Genomic DNA, 17,991 nt, shown 5'->3' with positions numbered 1-17,991 from the left:
GAGATGTGTTGCAGCGCTTACAGGATCGAGTCGCCGTCGTCACCGGTGGTGGGAGCGGTATCGGCCTCGCCACGGTGCGCCGTTTCGCGGCCGAAGGCGCCAAGGTCGTCGTCGCCGATGTCGATGCCGCCGCGGGACAGGCCGCGGCCAGTGCAGCGGGGGGCCTGTTCGTGAAGGTGGACGTCACCGACGAGGCTCAGGTCGAGGCCATGTTCCAGACCGCCGTCGACACCTACGGCGGACTCGATATCGCCTTCAACAATGCCGGAATCTCACCGCCGGAAGACGATTCGATCCTGACCACCGGCATCGAGGCCTGGCGTCGGGTGCAGGAGGTCAATCTGACCTCGGTGTATCTGTGCAGCAAGTACGCCATCAATCACATGCTGGAGCGGGGGAAGGGCTCGGTGATCAATACCGCGTCGTTCGTCGCGGTCATGGGTGCGGCGACCTCGCAGATCTCCTACACCGCATCCAAGGGCGGTGTGCTGGCGATGAGTCGTGAACTCGGAGTGCAGTTCGCGCGCAACGGTATTCGGGTCAACGCGCTGTGTCCCGGACCGGTGAATACGCCGCTGCTGCAGGAGCTGTTCGCGAAGGACCCCGAACGCGCCGCGCGCCGCCTGGTGCACATCCCCGTCGGGCGCTTCGCCGAGCCGGAGGAAATCGCCGCGGCCGTCGCATTTCTGGCCAGCGACGACTCCTCGTTCATCACCGCATCGCAGTTCCTGGTGGACGGTGGCATCTCCGGCGCGTACGTCACACCGTTGTAAAGGTACGGTTGATCCGGGCGGACCGCTGAGCAGCGAGCCAGGGTCCGCCATACGTCGCCGATCAGAGGGAGGCTCGTGAGATGAGTACGGAAGATGGGCGATCGCCCGGGTTGTTCAGCCACGACGCCCTGTCGCCGGAGCCGTCCGTCCAAACCGACACCGGCGGTGCCGATTTTCGCCCGGTGTTCAGCCGCAGCGACGGCAGCGGACCGGGATCGTATCCGCAGCCGGATCAAGGGAATTGAGTACGCGTAGCGCCGGATCATAACGGCGCTACGCTCACAGCGATAGCAAGGGCATGGGTAACGCCACAGCGTTACCCTGCACATATGGTCGACGAAGGGCAGTTCCCGAGCGCGCATTTATCGGGCACCGCCCGGGTGGAGGCATTCAGCGATGGCGTGATGGCCATCGCGATCACCCTGCTGATCCTCGAGATTCGGGTGCCCGAGCACGAACCGGGCCACCTGCTCGAAGCGCTCGGCCACATCTGGCCGTCGTATGTGGCATATCTGGCTTCATTCCTCACCATCGGCATCATCTGGATGAACCACCACAGCTTCTTCGGTCGCCTCCACCATCTCGATCACGTGATCCGTTGGTGGAACCTGATGCTGCTGCTCGGCGTCTCCGTGTTGCCTTTCCCCACTGGCCTTCTCGCCGAATACGTGGTTCACGGCGAACATCGCGACGCCGCCGCGGCCGCCGCCGTCTACGGGATCGCGGGCGTCATGATGACCATCCCCTGGGCCCCCTTGTGGTGGCGCCTGGTGCACCATCCCGAACTCTTCGAACCCGGCTACGACGCAGCCTTCGCCCGCCGCGAAACCACCCGCGCCTACCCTGGCATCCTCATCTACGCCCTCTGCATAGCCGTAGGCCTCTTCTGGCCCGTCGTCGCCCTCATCCTCTACCTGCTCATCGCCATCTTCTACGCCATTACCAGCCAGGGGTGGGCGAAGCAGTCCGCGCAGGACACCGAATAGGTCGACGTGTGCGTCTCACGGTCGAGCCGGCATATTCGACTGCCGCCATCGCGGCCCAGGCTCGGCTGTGTGGAACTCCCGTTGCGCACGCCGAGCCGTTTCTCGTTGAATGGGATGGCATGCCCCTGGCAATGCCTGTCGTGGCCGGTGCCGCTGCGGTAGGTGGTCGGCAGGTGCGCCGATGCCTGTGGTGGCACGCGGAAATTCGGCGGCGCGTCCGACGTCGAAGAGCCCAGGACGGTCTTCAGGGAAGGTGCATCAGCTGCCCAGCGAGCGTGAACAGGCGGCGGGCGAGCCGCATGACAGGGAGCCCCAACGGAATGAGGAGCACCGTCACGCACAGCACCGCGCCGACGAGCCAGACCACGGCCGCGAGGATCCCGACTACCGTGCCGAGCACGGCTGTCACGATCCCCAACACCACGCCGAGCAGGCCCTTTAGCAGTTGCATCATGACCTCCTGCTCCCATTCTGCGCCCTTTCGAGCGCGGTGCCGAGTTCGAGGCCGCCGGATTATGTTCGGGCCGTGATGGGCCGTTTCGTCCGGTATCGGCCGCCGTCGATCGACGCGGCGCGACGGACGAATCAGGCGTGCCCGTCTCGGCCGAATTACACGACAGGGCTTGCAGCTACAACCCGGGCGCCGAATGGGATGGCAGAATCCGACGGTGCCGAGCTTGGCCCGGATAGGGTATGCATCGGCTCGTGCGTGCGGCGCGTGCTTAGACTGACGGGGAGAAGGAAGGACCGCTGATGAAGCGAAATCTGAACTGCCCCTGCGGCGAACAGATCGTCGGGACGGATGAGGACGACCTGGTCGAGAAGACCAAAGCGCATCTGGCCGCGAACCACCCGGGGCACGACTATTCCCGGGATGAAATTCTGTTCATCGCTTACTGATTCACCACACCCCGGCTTTTCGTCACGCGAACACGTTCGTGACGAAAGGCCGGGTGAGGTGGATTATTTGGGGGAGCCCAGGCGTGCGCCGCCGTCCACCCGAACCACCACGCCGGTGGTGAAGGTGTTGTCGGTGAGGAATTCGATGGCCTTGGCGATATCGTCCGCGCTGCCGATCCGGCCGACCGGAGTCTGCGCCGCGATTCCGGCGAACACCTCGGCGCGGGCATCCTCGGGGAGAAAACTCCACCATTCGGTGTCGATCACACCCGGGGATACGGCGTTCACGCGGACGGGTGCCAGTTCGACCGCGAGCACGGGGACGATGGCCTCGACACCGGCATTGACGGCGGCCAGTGCGGCGGTTGTCGGCATGGCGCCGCCCGCGGATGCGGCGGAGACCAGTGTGATGGATCCGTCCTGCGCGAGGTGCGGCAGCGCCGCCTGAATGGTGGCGACGTGCGGCACAAGTTTGCCGGAGACGTGGGCCTGCAGATGGTCCAGGCCGAGTTCGCGGAACGGGGTGGTGCCGGACGGTCCGGTCACGGTAACTACCACATGGTCGACCGGTCCGACCTCCGAAAACAGCTGTGCCAATTCATTTTCGGCACGCGCATCCACGACCTTGCCGGTGACCTGCGGGCCGAGGTCGGCAAGTGCGGCGGCGAGTCGTTCTTCGTTGCGTCCGGCGATGACGACCTGCGCGCCGTGCGCGGCGAGTCGGCGAGCGGTCGCCAGGCCGATTCCAGAGGTTCCGCCAACGATGACGACTTTGTTGTTCACAAGATCCTCCTGAAGTTCGAATCACGATGATTTTCGAACCACCGTGCCTCGTTAATATATTCGAGGCACAGTGTCTTGTAAAGTGATGCGCATGACAGGAACCCGCGGTCGACCCCGCAGCGAGGACGCCAGGCGCGCGATCCTGCACACGGCGCTGCAGCTCTGCGAGCGGGACGGCTACCAAGACCTGACCATCAAGGCCATCGCGGACGGGGCCGGCGTCGGGCGGCAGACGGTGTACCGCTGGTGGCCGGATAAGGCCTCGATTCTGATCGAGGCGCTGATCGGATTGGCCGAAGAGCATGCGGCGCTGCGGGTTTCGGACGAATCGGTGGATGTGCTCGTCGCGGTCGAGCGCCTGCTCACGGCCACGTTCGAACTCGCCCAGAAAGTGACGGGTCAGGCGCTGGTCGGTCTGATGGCCGACGCACAGCGCGATCCAGCCCTGTCCAAACGATTGCAGGACACCGTGATCGGCCCGCGACGAGCGACACTGCGCGCACTGCTCCAGCGCGGTGTCGACGCCGGAACGCTGACTGCGTCGGTCCCGCTGGATCTCGTCGTCGATTTCGTCTTCGGTGCTATGTGGTACCGACTGCTCAGTCACCATGCGCCGGTGAACGCCGCGCTCGCGGAGGATGCCACGCGCAGTGTCGCGACGATGCTCGCGCCGTGAGATCCTTTGTAATCCTGAAGATCTTGGGTTGTCCATGAGTCTGCGCATGCCGGACCATGTATTGGAGACCGGTGATGTCGCGGCCCGCGAAGAAGCGGACTATCCGGACTGGACCCTGGTCTCCGCCCATGTGGGGACGTTCCCCGCTGCGCCCGCCCTGCCCAAGCCGGCGCCGGACAAACCATCGGGTGAGGCGCCCGGGAACCAGGCGGCCACGTGAATGCCACCATCCATCTCCAGGGCAGTGTCGGGTACGGCATCGATGACCCGATGAGCCCAGGTGACGGCGTCGATGCGAAGCTCATCACGTTGGTTTTGCCCGCCGCCCTCTTCGACCACATCAAGCAGGCGCTGGCCATGTTCGGCGTGCGGCGGATGGTGGTGTGCCAGGTCTACCGGGTGGACGACCGGGCCAGTCGAGTCGAACGCTATCGGGGCCAAGAATTCGTCACCGATGTCGAGGCGGGGCTGCGCATCGAATTGCTTGCCAAGAATGACGATGTCGCCGATCTGGTCCGGTTGATCGATCGGATCGGTGAGAATGCCAGGCCGTCCGGAATTCAGATCTGGATGATCGACGCGCGCTCGTTGTGAATCGGCCTCGCTCGCGAGGATGAGGGGCGCGTCATCCGGGTGCGGAAGGCGAGTTGGTCCGCTCGCGGAAGATGCTGGGTTCGCTATGCCCCAGAAGGGCTGGCAACGAACAGCATTCGTTGCCCAAAAACGCAAGTGTGACCATGCTCACATTTGCCATCGATTCCGCAGGTGGCGGCGGGCCCGTCGCCACCTCGGCGGGCCCGCCGCTTGTTTGCCCAGTTTGGAACGTGGGTACCGGTTAATTCCGTGCTTGAACTCGGAAAAATCGGATCGGGCCGGTCGAACGAATCGAGGCCCGTGACCGGGGCTGGTGAGGAGGCGCAGGTGACGGATCGCGAATCGGAGAAGAAAACGCTACGCCGATCGGTCGCCGCGTCCGCGATGGGCAATGCCACCGAATGGTTCGACTACGGCGTCTACGCCGCGACCGCCACCTACCTCACTGACGCATTCTTCCCGGGTGAACTCGGCACCCTCGGCACCATGCTCGGCTTCGCCATCTCCTTCCTGCTGCGCCCGCTGGGCGGCATGGTCTGGGGACCGCTCGGCGACCGACTCGGCCGAAAAGTCGTGCTGGCCACCACAATTCTGTTGATGGCGGGTGCGACTGGATGCATCGGTCTGCTCCCGACCCATGCTCAGATCGGTTGGTTCGCGCCGGTTCTGCTCATCGCCCTGCGGGTGGTGCAAGGCTTCTCGACCGGCGGCGAATATGGCGGTGCCGCAACATATCTGGCGGAATGCGCCAATGACCGCAGGCGCGGATTCCTCGGCAGCTTCCTGGAATTCGGCACCCTCGGCGGATTCGTCGGCGGCTCGTCGGTCGTGCTGCTGTGCCAGCTCATCTTCGGTTCGGATGCGATGCACGACTGGGGTTGGCGTCTGCCGTTTCTGTTCGCGGTGCCGCTCGGCCTGATCGGCTGGTATCTGCGCTCACATCTGGACGAGTCGCCGGTCTTCGCCGAGGTGGCCGATAAACCGCACCCGCCGGGCGGCGTATGGGAGGTGCTGACCACCTATCGCCGCGAAACCCTGACGCTGATCGGCCTGGTGGTCGCCCTGAACGTGGTGAACTACACCCTGCTCACCTATCAACCGACCTACCTGCAGAACACCATCGGCGTCGGCGAATCGACCACCACCGCCATGATGCTGATCGGGCAGTTGGTGATGATGATCGTGCTGCCGTTCTTCGGCAGGCTGTCCGACCGGGTCGGCCGCCGTCCGCTGTGGCTGGTCTCGCTGGTCGGACTCGCGGTACTCGCGCTGCCCATGTACTGGCTGATGGGGCAGGGAACCGGTTGGGCCATTACCGGATTCATCGTGCTCGGCCTGCTGTACGTGCCGCAGCTGGCGACCATCAGCTCGACCTTCCCGGCGATCTTCCCGACACATGTGCGCTATGCGGGTTTCGCCCTCGGCTACAACATCTCCACCGCCGCATTCGGCGGCACCGCTCCACTGGTCAACGAGGCCGCGATCGAATCGACCGGCTGGTCGCTGTTCCCGGCCGCGTATATGGTCGGCGCCAGCCTGATCGGACTCGTCGCCTGGTCGTTCCTGCGCGAGACCGCGGGAACCTCGTTGCGCGGCACCGTTGTTCCCGACGCTCAGGTGCTGAAGCCGCCGATCGCGGCGCAGCCGGTCTGAACTCGGGAATCTGCTGGGCACGCACCGACGCGAGTAGTGTCGGCATTGCTGACGGATTGCCGAGTTCGCGCTCTGCGGGTCGGTGACCGTGGGCGAACACCTATCGGATTGGAGACGCTCGTGCAGATTCAGGTCAACACCGGCAGCAATATCCACGGCGGCGCGTCGCTGGCCGAGCGCGTGGAATCGACGCTCTCCTCGACACTCGATCGCTTCGGTGAGCAACTCACCCGACTGGAAGTCCACCTGACCGATCTGAACGCCGATAAGGGCGGCCCGGATGATAAGCAGTGCGTATTGGAGGCCCGGATATCCGGTCAGCCTCCGGTCGCGGTAACCCATCGCGCGGCTTCGGTCGAAGAGGCTTATACCGGCGCCGCCGACGCTATGGCGAACCTCCTCGACAGTCGTTTCGGCCGCCTGCATCACACGAAGGGTGGCGAATCCATCAGGCACTTGGGCGTCGAATAATAGTCGACCTCGGCCATATTTCCACCAGTGGGAAGGTTTTGTGATATAGGCGCAGCAGGTTACCCTCCCGACTGCGGTCGTAACCATTCTCATAGGTAACTCCGCCGCGTCCCGAACTTGTTGATGCCGAACAGATTAAAAAGCCCACACCGGCACAGAACTCGTGTGTAATACCGATCGGTAACTGGTGTACGGGGGGCTGATCAGGGTTCGGTGATGTCTGTTGAGCGCCGTCGATATCGCGCATCGATCGGAGGATCCGATCAACCGTCGGCGTACGGGAGCTTTCTGGTTCGGTCTGGTGTTGACGGTGCTCGGCACCGCCCTGCACCTTCCGATGTATGTCATGGCCCGCGATATGGGCTATCGGTTGGTGGGCATGCCCATGGACGGCGCCATGATCACCGGGATGATCCTGATCGTGATCGGTTTGGGCGTCACAACTTACGGTCTGTTTCCGCGGCGCGCGGTGCACGATACGGTGGCCGGGCTGCGGGTGCGAGCACTCGACGACGCGCCGATCAACCGGGTGCATGTGGTGCTACTGCTGATCATGGCCGCCGCGATCACCATCGACGTGATGAAGCCGACAACCCTGGCCTTCGTCGTTCCGGGTGTCGGCGCGGAGTACCACCTGCGCACACCGGCGAGTCCGCACCTGGACGCGCTACCGGTGGCACTGCTGCCACTATCCGGTCTCACCGGCACGGTGCTCGGGTCGTTCCTGTGGGGCTGGCTCGGCGACCGCATCGGGCGCAAGGCGGCGATCCTGCTGGCCGGAATCTTCTTCGTGGGAACCGCGATCTGCGGTGCCATGCCCACCTTCGAGCTGAATGTCGCGATGTGCTTCATCATGGGCCTGAGCGCGGGCGGCATGCTGCCGATCGCCTTCACGCTCCTCTCGGAGACCATCCCGGCGCGCCACCGCGGTTGGCTGCTGGTGCTGATCGGCGGCGATATCGCCGGTGCCTACGTCATCACCAGCTGGCTGTCGTCGACGATCGGCGAGACCTACGGCTGGCGCAGCCTGTGGCTGATCGGCTTGCCCACCGGACTGCTGCTGGTGCTGCTGGTCCGCTGGATTCCGGAGTCGCCGCGGTTCCTGATGGCCATCGGCAGGCACCGCGAAGCCGAAGAGGTGCTGCGCACCTACAATGCCGAGGTCATCGCGGTCGAGCAGCCGGAATTCGCCGCCGAGGATGATCTGCAGGGCGGGTTCGGTCAGTTGCTGCGCCGCCCCTTCGCCGGAATGACCATCGTGCTAGCTCTTTTGGGACTCGGGGTCGGACTGGTCACCTACGGCTTCCAGCTCTGGCTGCCGACGAATCTGCGCAGCCTGGGCTTCACCGGCGTCACCGCCGACAAGATCCTGCGTGACTCCGCGCTGATCGGCTTCCCGCTCAACTTCCTGGTCGCCTACTGCTACCACCGCTCCACCAAATGGACGCTGATCACGCTCAGCGCGCTGCTCGCCGTCGCGCTCGGCGGGTTCGTAATCCTCGGCGATCACGTCGCCGAGAACACCACTCTGCTGTATGCCCTTCTCGTGGTGCCGATCTGGGGTTCCAGTTCGGTAGTCGCGGTCATCGTGGCCTACGGCGCGGAGGTTTACCCGACTCGGATCCGGTCCCGCGGCAGCGGTGTCGCGGCGGCGATGACCAAGGCGGGCGGTGTGCTGGTCGTCGCGCTGGTGGTGCTCGCAGTCGCCACGCCGTCGATCGCGGTGACCGCGCTCATCAGCGCGGCGCCGATCGCGATCGCGGCGGTGGTGGCCGTCGGGTTCATCGTCGAGACCCGGCGCAAGCCACTGGAACAGATCACCGCCGACGAGTTGGGCGTCGCGGCGGCATAGCAAGCACAAGCACTGCTAGGTGAGGTAATGATCGACACTGCAACAGCGTTGGAACCCGCACTAACCGGCTCGATGCGCAATCGCCTGATAGCGGCCACAGTCCAACTCATCTCGACCGAAGGACTCGCCTCGTTGACCGTGCGTCGCGTGGCGCGGATATGCGGGGTCTCGACCATGGCGATCTATTCCAACTTCAGCGGTATGCCCGGCTTGATCCAGGCGGTCGGCTCGGAAGGTTTCGCGCAATTGGTCGCGCGGCTGGACGAATGCGAGATCACCGACGATCCGATCGCCGAAATCCTTGTGCTCGGCTTCATCTTTCGCGATGAGGCGCTGCGTAAACCCGAGCTGTTCCGGCTGATGTTCGCCACCGAGTCACCGAAGGCGGAGGTCAAGGTGCACCGCGGCAATGTGCTGGCCGATAGCAGCGATTCTGACTTCGAGAACTTCTCGGAGAGCTTCGATTTCGTGGTGCGCGCGACCCGGCGGGCACTGGAGGCGAATCTGTTGCACAGCACGAACGAGCGCTCGGCCGCGGCACAGTTCTGGACCGGGCTGTACGGGTTCATCCAGTTGGATATGGCTGGCCTGTATGGCGACCAGGGTGTGTCGGAGGTGCTGTTGCCCTCGATCGTCAACATTCTGATCGGCATGGGCGCCGAACGCGCGACAATCGAGCGGTCGGTGGCGCGCGCCCTCGAACAGGTCACCGCGCTGACCGGTCCGCACACCTGATCAGCCACGCAGTTTGACCGCGAGGCGCTGGGCGCGGGCCATTGCGCGCTCGGCGAAACCGTTGCGCTTGGGCAGCAATTCGAGTTGCAGCAGTAGCTCGTTCAGATCCCAGGTGGCCTTGCTGCGCCAGATGAGTCCGGAGCGGAACTGCCAGATGTCGACCACGAACAGGTCGAATTTCTTATTGGTGCCAGCGAATCCGGGCGGGTCGATCATGCCGAGGTGGGTGCCCGTCATTCGCCAAGGCACGATTGCCGCCAGCGCGTCCGAGGTGACGACCGGCTCGAAGACGGTGGTGTAGTTGACATCCGGAAATGCGCGTTTGGTGTCGTGCACGAACTTCGCGACCCCGGCGCGGCCGATGATCAGCTCGCCCTCGGACGGGTCGAGCCAGCGGGTGTCCTCGGTGACGCAGGCTGCTACCGCGTCGCCGTCGCCGGTGTTCCAACCGGCGATATAGCGCTCGACGAACTCGCGCAGCCAGTCGGTGTCCTCGATGGGCTCGGCGGCCGGGTCGAGGGCGAATTCACCAGAGTTCATGGCCGCCACCGTACTTGGATAACAATGTCATGGGTTCGAATAACAATGTAATTCGAGCCCATGACATTGTTATTATTCGAGTCGGCTGGCAGGTGCTCCGACGTATAACAGTGTCCGCCTCGGCAATAACAATGTCATGGCCTGTCCGATAACACCGTAATTTCACGATGTGGACCACAATCGGCCGTGGTTGCAACAGGTTTCAGTCATTTTGCGCTGCCGATCGAATATCGAAAGTATGCTGCCTACCGTTCAATGCTCAGGGTAGAAATCGAGGACTGCGCAATGTCCGATGCAGCAATCGTCGGTATCGGCTGTCGATTTCCGGGTGGGATCGATGGTCCGGGTGCCTTTTGGGATTTCGTGATCGGCAAGGGCGACGGCATCGTCGAGGTGCCGCCGGATCGCTGGAGCCTGGACAAGTTCTACGATCCGGATCCGGATGCGCCCGGCCGGATGTACACCCGCGGCGGCGGATTCCTGACCCAATCGCTGTGGGAGTTCGACGCCGACTTCTTCGGCATCTCCCAGCGCGAGGCCTCGATCATGGATCCACAGCAGCGGCTGCTGCTCGAGGTCGCATGGGAGGCGCTCGACGATAGCGGGATGGCCGGGCGGATCGCCGGCCGCGATGTCGGCGTCTTCGTCGGCGGCTTCATGAACGACAATGCGGTGGGCCGCAACGTGGTCCGCTCCGCGATCAACAGTCATACCCCGACAAGCTCCTCGCACACCCTGCTCTCGGCGCGCATCGCATTCCTGCTCGACCTGCACGGTCCGACCATGACCATCGACACCGCCTGCTCGTCGTCGCTGGTGGCACTGCACCAGGCCGTCCAATCGCTGGCGCTCGGCGAATGTAGCGCCGCCATCGTCGGCGGCGCCAATGCCATGCTGCAGCCGGAAACCTTCATCTCCATGTGCAAGGGCCGATTCCTGTCTGTGGACGGTCGCTGCAAATCGTTCGACGCCGCCGCCGACGGCTACGGCCGCGGCGAGGGTGCGGGTGTGGTGATCCTCAAGCCGCTCGAGGCCGCGGTGCGCGACGGTGACCGTATCTATGCTGTTGTCCGCGGCAGCGGCGTGAACCAGGACGGCCGCACCTTGGCCATCCCGGTCCCCAATCCCGAAGCGCAGGAAGCACTTGCCCGGCGCGTGCACACCAGCGCAGGCATCGCGCCACATGAGATCGGCTACGTCGAGGCGCACGGCACCGGGACACCGGTCGGCGATCCGGCGGAGATGACGGCCCTCGGCAAGGTGTATGGCGCGATCGATGGCCGGACCGAGCCGCTGCCGGTCGGATCGGTCAAGAACAATATCGGTCATACCGAGGCGGCGGCGGGCGTGGCCGGAGTCATCAAGGCCGCGTTGACCGTTCACCACCGGACGATCGCGCCGCAGGCCCGGCTGGACCAGCTCAATCCCGAGATCCCGTTCGACGAACTGCGGCTGCGGGTGCCGATGACGGCCGAACCGCTGCTCCGGCCGCTGGTGGCGGTCAATAGCTTCGGCTACGGCGGCACCAACGCGCACGCACTCATCGGGCCCGCGCCCGACGAAACCCGTTCCGATGCAACCACAATGCGGCAGAACAGCGTGCCGATCCTACCGCTGTCGGCGCGCAGCGAACCAGCGCTGCGCACGCTCGCAGCGGGGCTGTTGGCCGCGGCTGACACCGAACCGCTCGACGTCCTGACCGAGGCAGCCTGGGTGCGCCGCGCGCATCACCCGTTGCGAACCGCCTTCCGCTACCGCGAAATCGGCGAATTGCGTTCCCAGCTGGCCGAATTCGCCGCTGGCGGTGGTCAACCGCCCGCTCGTGCCATCGCGGAAGGACACACCGACCCGGTATTCGTCTACAGCGGTATGGGACCGCAGTGGTGGGCCATGGGCCGCGACCTGCTCGCGGGGCAAGGCCCGGCAGCCGAATTAGCGCGCGAAATCGATGGGAAATTCACCGAACTCGCGGGCTGGTCGATCCTCGAGGAGATGGGCCGCGACGAGGCGGAGTCCCGGATCTCACGCACCGAGATCGCGCAACCGGCCAACTTCCTGCTTCAGGCCGCGCTGACGGCCGAACTCGCCGAGTTCGGCATTCGACCCGCCGTCACGGTGGGACACAGCGTCGGCGAGGTGACGGCCGCCTACGTGTCCGGTGCGCTATCGCTGGCCGAGGCGGTCACGGTCAGCTACCACCGGTCCCGACTGCAGGCCACAACGGCGGGGACCGGCGGCATGCTGGCGGTCGGGCTGGCCGAGGCCGAAGCGCGCGAACTGCTGACGGACGTCGACGGCGTGTGTATCGCCGCGGTGAACAGCCCGTCGGCGGTGACCCTGGCCGGGGACCGCCAGGTATTGGCCGCCCTCGGCGAACGTCTCACTGCCGACGGTGTTTTCGCCAAGGCGCTGCGGGTCGAAGTCCCGTACCACAGCCATCTGATGGACCCGATCCTCGATGATCTGCGAACCGCACTGGCGGCGCTCGCACCGGGTGATACCACCATCCCGGTCTACTCGACGGTCACCGGTAGGCAAGCGACACAACAGGATTGGGGTCCGGATTACTGGGCTCACAATGTCCGCGACCAGGTCCGGTTCGCGGACGCGATCGGCGAACTGCTCAATGCCGGACACCGAGTCTTCCTGGAAGTCGGCCCGCACCCGGTATTGAGCGGAAGCATTCGGGAAATCCTTGTACAGCAGGGCGTTACCGGTGCCGCCATCAGCACGCTCACCCGTGGCGGCGACGACCGCGAGAACACACTGGCCGCGATCGGCGAGTTGTACCGAGCGGGCGCGCTGGACGGTGACCGCCTGCCCGGCGCGATCGATCCGGGCGCCGGGCATGTCGACCTACCGCGCTATCCGTGGCAGCGCCGGTACGTATGGACCCAGGAGCCGGAAACGGAGCTGGATCGGATCGGCACACCGAACGGATTCGCGATGCTCGGCGATCGCACCGCGTCGGTGGCCACGGAATGGGAAGTGCAACTGTCGGTTTCGAACCTGCCGTGGTTGCGTGATCATGTCGTGGCCGGTGCCGTGGTGCTGCCGGGTGCGGCCTACCTGGACACCGCCATGAGCGCCATCGCGTTACGCACCGGCCGGGAGTCGTTCGGGCTGGAATCCGTCGAATTCATCAGCCCACTGGTCATCGACGAGCACGATGTGCCGGTCGTCCGGATCGGCGTGGAAGAGAGCACCCGCCGGTTCACCATCCAGTCCCGACCCGCTAGCGGTGGGGGATGGACACTCAACGCGCATGGACGTCTCATCGAGGCGGATGCCGACGCCACCACCGTCGCTACCGCGCCGCAGGCGGACGCTGTCGAAGTCGCCGTCGACGAGCTGTACGAGAGCATGGCCGAGCACGGACTTCGCTACGGCCCTGCTTTCCGGTTGTTGAGCGAGGTCTGGGTTGGCACGGATAGCGTTGTCGCACATCTCGATTCGTCGGTAACCACGGGGCACCGGCACCTTGCCCACCCGGCGATAGTCGATTCGGCACTCCAGTGCTTCGCCGCTTTGTACGCGAGAACAGCTGCCACACAGGCAGATTCCGAGGACGACGCCGATGTGGTTGTGCCGTCCGCTATCAAAGGGATCCGGTGGACCGGGCCGATGCCGGCCGATCCGGTCGTGGTCCTCACCCGCGTATCCGATGATCCACTGCGCGCCGATATCCGCATCGCGTCCGCGAGCGGCGATGTCGCACTGACCATGTCAGGGGTGCAATTCCGCGCGCTCACCCCGCGGTCGTCGCTCTACGAGCAGCTCGACCGGCTGTTCTACGAGCCGGTGTGGGAGATCGTGACGGACACCGCGGAACCGGCACCGCAAGACCTGCCCGGTGACGAAGAGTTCCTGCTCGTCGTCAACCTCGGTGCGGAAATCTCCCAGCGGGCCAAGGAAATCGCCAATATGCGCATCCGGGCCGAAGTGGTCACGGTTGGCGAGCATGCCTCGGCGGCCGACACCGAACAGCTGCTCGAGCTGCTGCGGACCGCACACGCCCGGCCCGAGGTCGAGTGCCTGCGATTGGTTGTCGTCGCCGGGGCAGAACTCGACGGCATGCGCAATGTGTACGGGCTCGCACAGGTCGCGCAGGCGCTCAAGGCCCTGCTGTCGGACGAACTGCCTGTCGTGATCCACGCGGTCGTGGTCACCGAACACGCGCTGTGCCTGCCGATCGACCGGTTCGCCCGGCTCGAGCATTCGGCCCTGACCGGCGCGCGCCGCGAACTGCTCAACGAACTTCCGGCCGGACAGTGGCGGCTGGTCGATACCGAACCCGCCTCCGCGGCGGCCGACATCCTCGAGCAGATCTACACCGACACCACCACCGACGAGGTGGCGCTGCGCGCGGGCGCGCGCTGGACGATCCGCTGGCGGCAGACCCTCACCGACCGGTTGGCCGGCTGGGATGTGCCGCGACCGCTCACCGATCCCGAGCAGTCCTTCCGTCTCGATATTCCACGTTCGCGCCTGCTGCCGGAACTCGCCCTGCGCACCTGCGAGCGGATCGCACCGGGACCGGACGAGGTCGAAATCCGGATGCAAGCGGTCGGCCTGAACTATAAGGACACCCTCAAGGTGCTGGGTGTACTCACCGAAAAAGAGCTGGACGGAACATTTTTCGGCACCGAGATCGGCATGGACGGCTACGGCGTCGTGACCCGCGTCGGCGGCGATATCACCGATATCGCACCGGGAGATGAGATTTCGGTCGTGGCACCCGGAATCGTCCAGCGCTATGTGACGATTCGCCCCGACACCGGCGCGACAACTCGGATGGATATCTTCCCGCCCGGCACCTTCGACCCGCTGCACTGCACCTCGGTAATGCCGCTGTTCACCGCCGAAATCGGGCTCGGTGAACTGGCTCGGGTGCAGCCGGGCGAAACGGTGCTGATCCACGGCGCGGCGGGCGGTATGGGCATGGCCGCCGTTCAGGTCGCGCTGCGGATGGGAGCGCGGGTGATCGCCACCGCCGGCACCGAGGAGCGGCGCGCCCAGGTGCGGGCGCTCGGCGCACATGAGGTGCTGGGTTCGCGGTCGATCGGTTTCGTCGACGAGGTGCTGCGCCTGACCGACGGTGCGGGCGTCGACGTCGTCTACAGTTCCGCGCCCGGCGAGATCCTGCAGCAGAACTTCCGGGTGGCGGGCGAGTTCGGCCGCATCGTGGATATCGGCAAGGCCGATATCTACGGCTCGGGCACTATCGACCTGCGCCCCTTCGACCGGAATCTGGCCTTCTTCGCCGTCGATATCGACCGGATCCTGGCCCGGCGACCCGAGCAGGTCCGCCGGGCGGCCCGGCGCGTGGTGGACGCGATGTTCCACGGCGAGTACACCGCATTGCCGAACAGACCGTTCGCATTGCACGAGCTGACCGCGGCATTCGAAACTGTGGCGCGCTCCGCCCAGATCGGCCGGGTGGTGCTCGATCTGCGCGAAGCACATCCGGCGGTGCGCCACATCCCCGGCGAATTCGAATTCGACCCCGCCGCAAGCTATCTGGTGACCGGCGGCTTCGGTGCCTTCGGCCTGGCCACCGCACGTCAGCTGGTGCGTGCCGGAGTACGGCACCTGGTGCTCGTCGGTCGCAATGGCGCGTCCACCGACACGGCGCGAGAACAGTTGGCGCGGTTCACGAACGAAGGAATCGACGTGCGCGAGGAATGCGTCGACGTCGCCGACTACGACGCGGTCGCCGACCTCGTCGCGCGCATTCAGGCAAGCGGTGCACCGTTGCGCGGTGTGATCCATGCCGCGGGCGTGGTCAACAACACCGAGATTCCTGAGGTCACCACCGAATCCCTGCGCGAGATCTTCGATCCGAAGGTGATCGGCGCGACCAATCTCGATAGAGCCACCACCGCCGCAGGCGTCGAGCTCGACCTATTCGTGCTCTACTCCTCGGCCAGCGGCATTGCCGGGCTCTCACCCCAATTGGGTTATGCGTCAGCCAATTCCGCGCTCGATGCACTCGCCTGGGCGCGGCGCGCACAGGGCAGGCCGGCGCTATCTGTGGACTGGGGATTCATGCGCGGCGACGGCGGTATGGCCGACTCCCGCGCAGTGTCCCGCTATGCCGAAATGACCGGATACGGCTCGCTGGATATGGATTTCGCGACCCTGCTGTTGCGGGAATGTCTGCGGTTCGACATCACCCAGCTCGCCCTGCTCGATATCGACTGGGCGCAGTGGGCACTCGCGCATCGTTCTTCGGCTCGCGCGCCTCGTTTCGTCGAACTGGTCACCGCCGCGGGCGGTGGCGCGGCGGGTACAAGCGCCCTGCGCGCCGAAATCCTGGCGCTGGACCCGGAATTTCGCGGCGAGGTGGTCGCCTGTCTGCTCGCCGAACAACTCGCGGTCGTACTCGGCGTCGATGCGGACACCGTGGACCTGGCCACTCCGACCATGGAGTTGGGGCTGGATTCGCTGATGGCCATGGAATTCGGTGCGCGCGTGGTGAAAAGCCTCGGCGTCAAGATGTCGGTCCTGTCCATCGGGGCCGGGCTCTCGCTGGCGGGCCTCGGCGTCAAGATCGCCGCTCAGATCGCGCACGAAGAAGCAAGTACCGAACCGACAGCAGCGTGAGGACTACTGCATGACAACTGAGAGCATCGATCCCCGTGCGCTCGCCCGTGCTCTGATGGCCAAGCACGATGCGGGCAATGGCGCGACCACTGCGACGGCGGCGGGACCCGACCGCGGTGCGGCCGATGTGCGGACCGCTCGCGGCCCGAGCCTGCAGACCTCCTTCCGTGATCATCCGGGTGTGCTCGAAGCCAATGAAAAGTTCGCCGCTTTCGACGCCTGGACCCGCGAGGCCGGTGTGCTCAATCCGTACTACCTGCCGCACGACGGCATCAGCGGGGCGGTGACCAGCTTCGCGGACCGTGACATGCTGAATTTCAGCAGTTTCGGCTATCTGGATCTGGCCGCCGAGCCGCGCGTGCATGCCGCCGCCATCGCCGCGATCGGGCGCTACGGGACATCCGCGGCCGCCGTCCGGATGGTCGCGGGGGAGTTACCGCTCTACGGGGAGTTGGAACGCGAGCTCGCGCGGATCTACGACACCGAGGCCGCCATCGTGACGGCGAGCGGCTTCCTCACCAATGCGGCGGCGGTCGCCTTCCTGCTCGGGAGGCGCGATATCGCGGTCTGCGACTCACTGATCCATAACAGCATCGTCTCCGGCACCGAATGGGCGGGCTGCAAGCGAGTCACCTTCCGGCACAACGATCCCGAATCGCTGGACGCGATTCTGGCGATGTCCCGGCGCAGCTTCGATCGGGCCCTCGTGCTGATCGAGGGCGTGTACAGCATGGACGGCGATGTGGTCCGGCTGCCCGAAATCATCGAGGTGGCGCGGAAATACGACTGCTCGATCATGATCGACGAAGCGCATTCCTTCGGTGTTCTCGGCGAGCGTGGGCTCGGCGCGCGTGAGCTGTTCGATCTGCCCGGCGATGCCGTCGATGTCTGGATGGGCACACTGTCGAAGGCGCTGGGCAGCGTCGGCGGCTACCTGGCGGCCAATCGCGAACTCGTCGAAGGGTTCAAATACTCCGCCGCCGGTCTGAGCATGTACACGGCCTCACCCGCACCGTCCGCGGCGGCGGCGGCACTGGAGGGCCTCGCCGTCCTACACGACGAGCCGCAACGCGTGGCGGCACTGCGCCGCAACGCCGAGTACTTCCACCGCCGGGCCCGCGAACTCGGCTTCGACACCGGCAACGGCCAGGCCACACCGATTACCCCGATCATCACCGGCGCGAACGAACCCGCGGTGCGCGCATCGATGGAACTGCTGGAGCGCAATGTGATGGCCAACGCCATCGGGCATCCGGTGGTCCCCGAGGGCGAGGCGCGCTTGCGGTTCTTCATCAACTGCCGTCATACCGAGGCGCAGCTCGATCATGCGTTGGACACCCTGCGGTCGGTGTTCGACGGTCTCACCACGGAAGAGAGTCACCACTCGTGAAATTGTCGGTCAGTTCTTCTCTGCTGCGAAAA

15 protein-coding genes are annotated in these 17,991 nt (G+C 65.3%); 12 read left to right on the top strand and 3 right to left on the bottom strand.

Translation table 11 applies throughout. The annotated features are described in order from the left end of the window. The first annotated feature begins 5 nt into the window (after positions 1-5). Complete coding sequence (locus ACIBI6_RS14050) at positions 6-773, top strand: 3-oxoacyl-ACP reductase (protein ID WP_364344849.1); 768 nt, start codon at positions 6-8, stop codon at positions 771-773. Positions 774-1,102: 329 nt separating this feature from the next. After that, positions 1,103-1,759, top strand: a complete 657-nt coding sequence (locus ACIBI6_RS14045) for a TMEM175 family protein (RefSeq protein ID WP_364344846.1) — start codon at positions 1,103-1,105, stop codon at positions 1,757-1,759. A gap of 244 nt (positions 1,760-2,003) precedes the next feature. On the opposite strand, the gene ACIBI6_RS14040 is transcribed toward ACIBI6_RS14045, so the two are convergent. Next, positions 2,004-2,210: a hypothetical protein gene (locus ACIBI6_RS14040; protein ID WP_364344843.1), complete on the bottom strand. Its 207-nt coding sequence runs from the start codon at positions 2,208-2,210 to the stop codon at positions 2,004-2,006. Between the two features lie 302 nt (positions 2,211-2,512). On the opposite strand from ACIBI6_RS14040, the gene ACIBI6_RS14035 reads away from it, so the two are divergent. Then, positions 2,513-2,659 carry a DUF1059 domain-containing protein gene (locus ACIBI6_RS14035; protein WP_063813334.1) on the top strand — a complete coding sequence of 49 codons (147 nt, stop codon included), beginning with the start codon at positions 2,513-2,515 and terminating at the stop codon, positions 2,657-2,659. Between the two features lie 63 nt (positions 2,660-2,722). Here ACIBI6_RS14035 and ACIBI6_RS14030 read toward each other — a convergent pair whose 3' ends face one another. Beyond that, positions 2,723-3,442 carry an SDR family oxidoreductase gene (locus tag ACIBI6_RS14030; protein ID WP_364344839.1) on the bottom strand — a complete coding sequence of 240 codons (720 nt, stop codon included), beginning with the start codon at positions 3,440-3,442 and terminating at the stop codon, positions 2,723-2,725. Between the two features lie 91 nt (positions 3,443-3,533). Here ACIBI6_RS14030 and ACIBI6_RS14025 point away from each other — a divergent pair, with 91 nt between their 5' ends. From ACIBI6_RS14025 to ACIBI6_RS13995, 7 genes are all read left to right on the top strand, one after another. Beyond that, a complete protein-coding gene (locus ACIBI6_RS14025) occupies positions 3,534-4,118 on the top strand; it encodes a TetR/AcrR family transcriptional regulator (protein WP_396956362.1) in 585 nt (194 codons plus the stop codon). A 34-nt stretch (positions 4,119-4,152) separates the two neighbouring features. Further along, positions 4,153-4,338 (top strand): hypothetical protein, encoded by a 186-nt coding sequence (locus tag ACIBI6_RS14020; RefSeq protein ID WP_364344833.1) that lies wholly within the window; start codon positions 4,153-4,155, stop codon positions 4,336-4,338. After that, complete coding sequence (locus tag ACIBI6_RS14015) at positions 4,335-4,712, top strand: P-II family nitrogen regulator (protein ID WP_364344830.1); 378 nt, start codon at positions 4,335-4,337, stop codon at positions 4,710-4,712. The genes ACIBI6_RS14020 and ACIBI6_RS14015 overlap by 4 nt, the downstream gene beginning before the upstream one ends. Positions 4,713-5,096: 384 nt before the next feature. Then, positions 5,097-6,365, top strand: a complete 1,269-nt coding sequence (locus tag ACIBI6_RS14010) for an MFS transporter (protein ID WP_364345206.1) — start codon at positions 5,097-5,099, stop codon at positions 6,363-6,365. A gap of 120 nt (positions 6,366-6,485) precedes the next feature. Next, positions 6,486-6,836 (top strand): HPF/RaiA family ribosome-associated protein, encoded by a 351-nt coding sequence (locus tag ACIBI6_RS14005; RefSeq protein WP_364344827.1) that lies wholly within the window; start codon positions 6,486-6,488, stop codon positions 6,834-6,836. Between the two features lie 223 nt (positions 6,837-7,059). Next, entirely contained in the window at positions 7,060-8,688 is a 1,629-nt protein-coding gene (locus ACIBI6_RS14000; RefSeq protein ID WP_396956359.1) for an MFS transporter, read from the top strand. 27 nt (positions 8,689-8,715) lie between these two features. Further along, positions 8,716-9,423, top strand: a complete 708-nt coding sequence (locus ACIBI6_RS13995; protein ID WP_364344821.1) for a TetR/AcrR family transcriptional regulator — start codon at positions 8,716-8,718, stop codon at positions 9,421-9,423. On the opposite strand, the gene ACIBI6_RS13990 is transcribed toward ACIBI6_RS13995, so the two are convergent. After that, complete coding sequence (locus tag ACIBI6_RS13990; protein ID WP_364344818.1) at positions 9,424-9,963, bottom strand: nuclear transport factor 2 family protein; 540 nt, start codon at positions 9,961-9,963, stop codon at positions 9,424-9,426. A 285-nt stretch (positions 9,964-10,248) separates the two neighbouring features. Here ACIBI6_RS13990 and ACIBI6_RS13985 point away from each other — a divergent pair, with 285 nt between their 5' ends. Beyond that, positions 10,249-16,569, top strand: coding sequence for an SDR family NAD(P)-dependent oxidoreductase (locus tag ACIBI6_RS13985; RefSeq protein ID WP_396956356.1), 6,321 nt, complete (start codon positions 10,249-10,251; stop codon positions 16,567-16,569). Positions 16,570-16,579: 10 nt separating this feature from the next. Further along, positions 16,580-17,959, top strand: a complete 1,380-nt coding sequence (locus ACIBI6_RS13980) for an aminotransferase class I/II-fold pyridoxal phosphate-dependent enzyme (protein ID WP_396956354.1) — start codon at positions 16,580-16,582, stop codon at positions 17,957-17,959. Positions 17,960-17,991: the final 32 nt, after the last annotated feature.

This window comes from Nocardia sp. NPDC050412 (assembly GCF_044458825.1).
Lineage (GTDB): Bacteria > Actinomycetota > Actinomycetes > Mycobacteriales > Mycobacteriaceae > Nocardia.
This window is presented reverse-complemented; position numbering and strand designations above follow the sequence as displayed.

Excerpts from the sequence above, each read along its gene's own strand:
- ACIBI6_RS14010 (WP_364345206.1), top strand. The coding sequence starts at position 5,097 with ATGGGCAATGCCACCGAATGGTTCGACTACGGCGTCTACGCCGCGACC.
- ACIBI6_RS14020 (WP_364344833.1), top strand. The coding sequence starts at position 4,153 with ATGAGTCTGCGCATGCCGGACCATGTATTGGAGACCGGTGATGTCGCG.
- ACIBI6_RS14035 (WP_063813334.1), top strand. The coding sequence starts at position 2,513 with ATGAAGCGAAATCTGAACTGCCCCTGCGGCGAACAGATCGTCGGGACG.
- ACIBI6_RS14025 (WP_396956362.1), top strand. The coding sequence starts at position 3,534 with ATGACAGGAACCCGCGGTCGACCCCGCAGCGAGGACGCCAGGCGCGCG.
- ACIBI6_RS13985 (WP_396956356.1), top strand. The coding sequence starts at position 10,249 with ATGTCCGATGCAGCAATCGTCGGTATCGGCTGTCGATTTCCGGGTGGG.
- ACIBI6_RS13995 (WP_364344821.1), top strand. The coding sequence starts at position 8,716 with ATGATCGACACTGCAACAGCGTTGGAACCCGCACTAACCGGCTCGATG.
- ACIBI6_RS14045 (WP_364344846.1), top strand. The coding sequence starts at position 1,103 with ATGGTCGACGAAGGGCAGTTCCCGAGCGCGCATTTATCGGGCACCGCC.
- ACIBI6_RS13980 (WP_396956354.1), top strand. The coding sequence starts at position 16,580 with ATGACAACTGAGAGCATCGATCCCCGTGCGCTCGCCCGTGCTCTGATG.
- ACIBI6_RS14040 (WP_364344843.1), bottom strand. The coding sequence starts at position 2,210 with ATGCAACTGCTAAAGGGCCTGCTCGGCGTGGTGTTGGGGATCGTGACA.
- ACIBI6_RS13990 (WP_364344818.1), bottom strand. The coding sequence starts at position 9,963 with ATGAACTCTGGTGAATTCGCCCTCGACCCGGCCGCCGAGCCCATCGAG.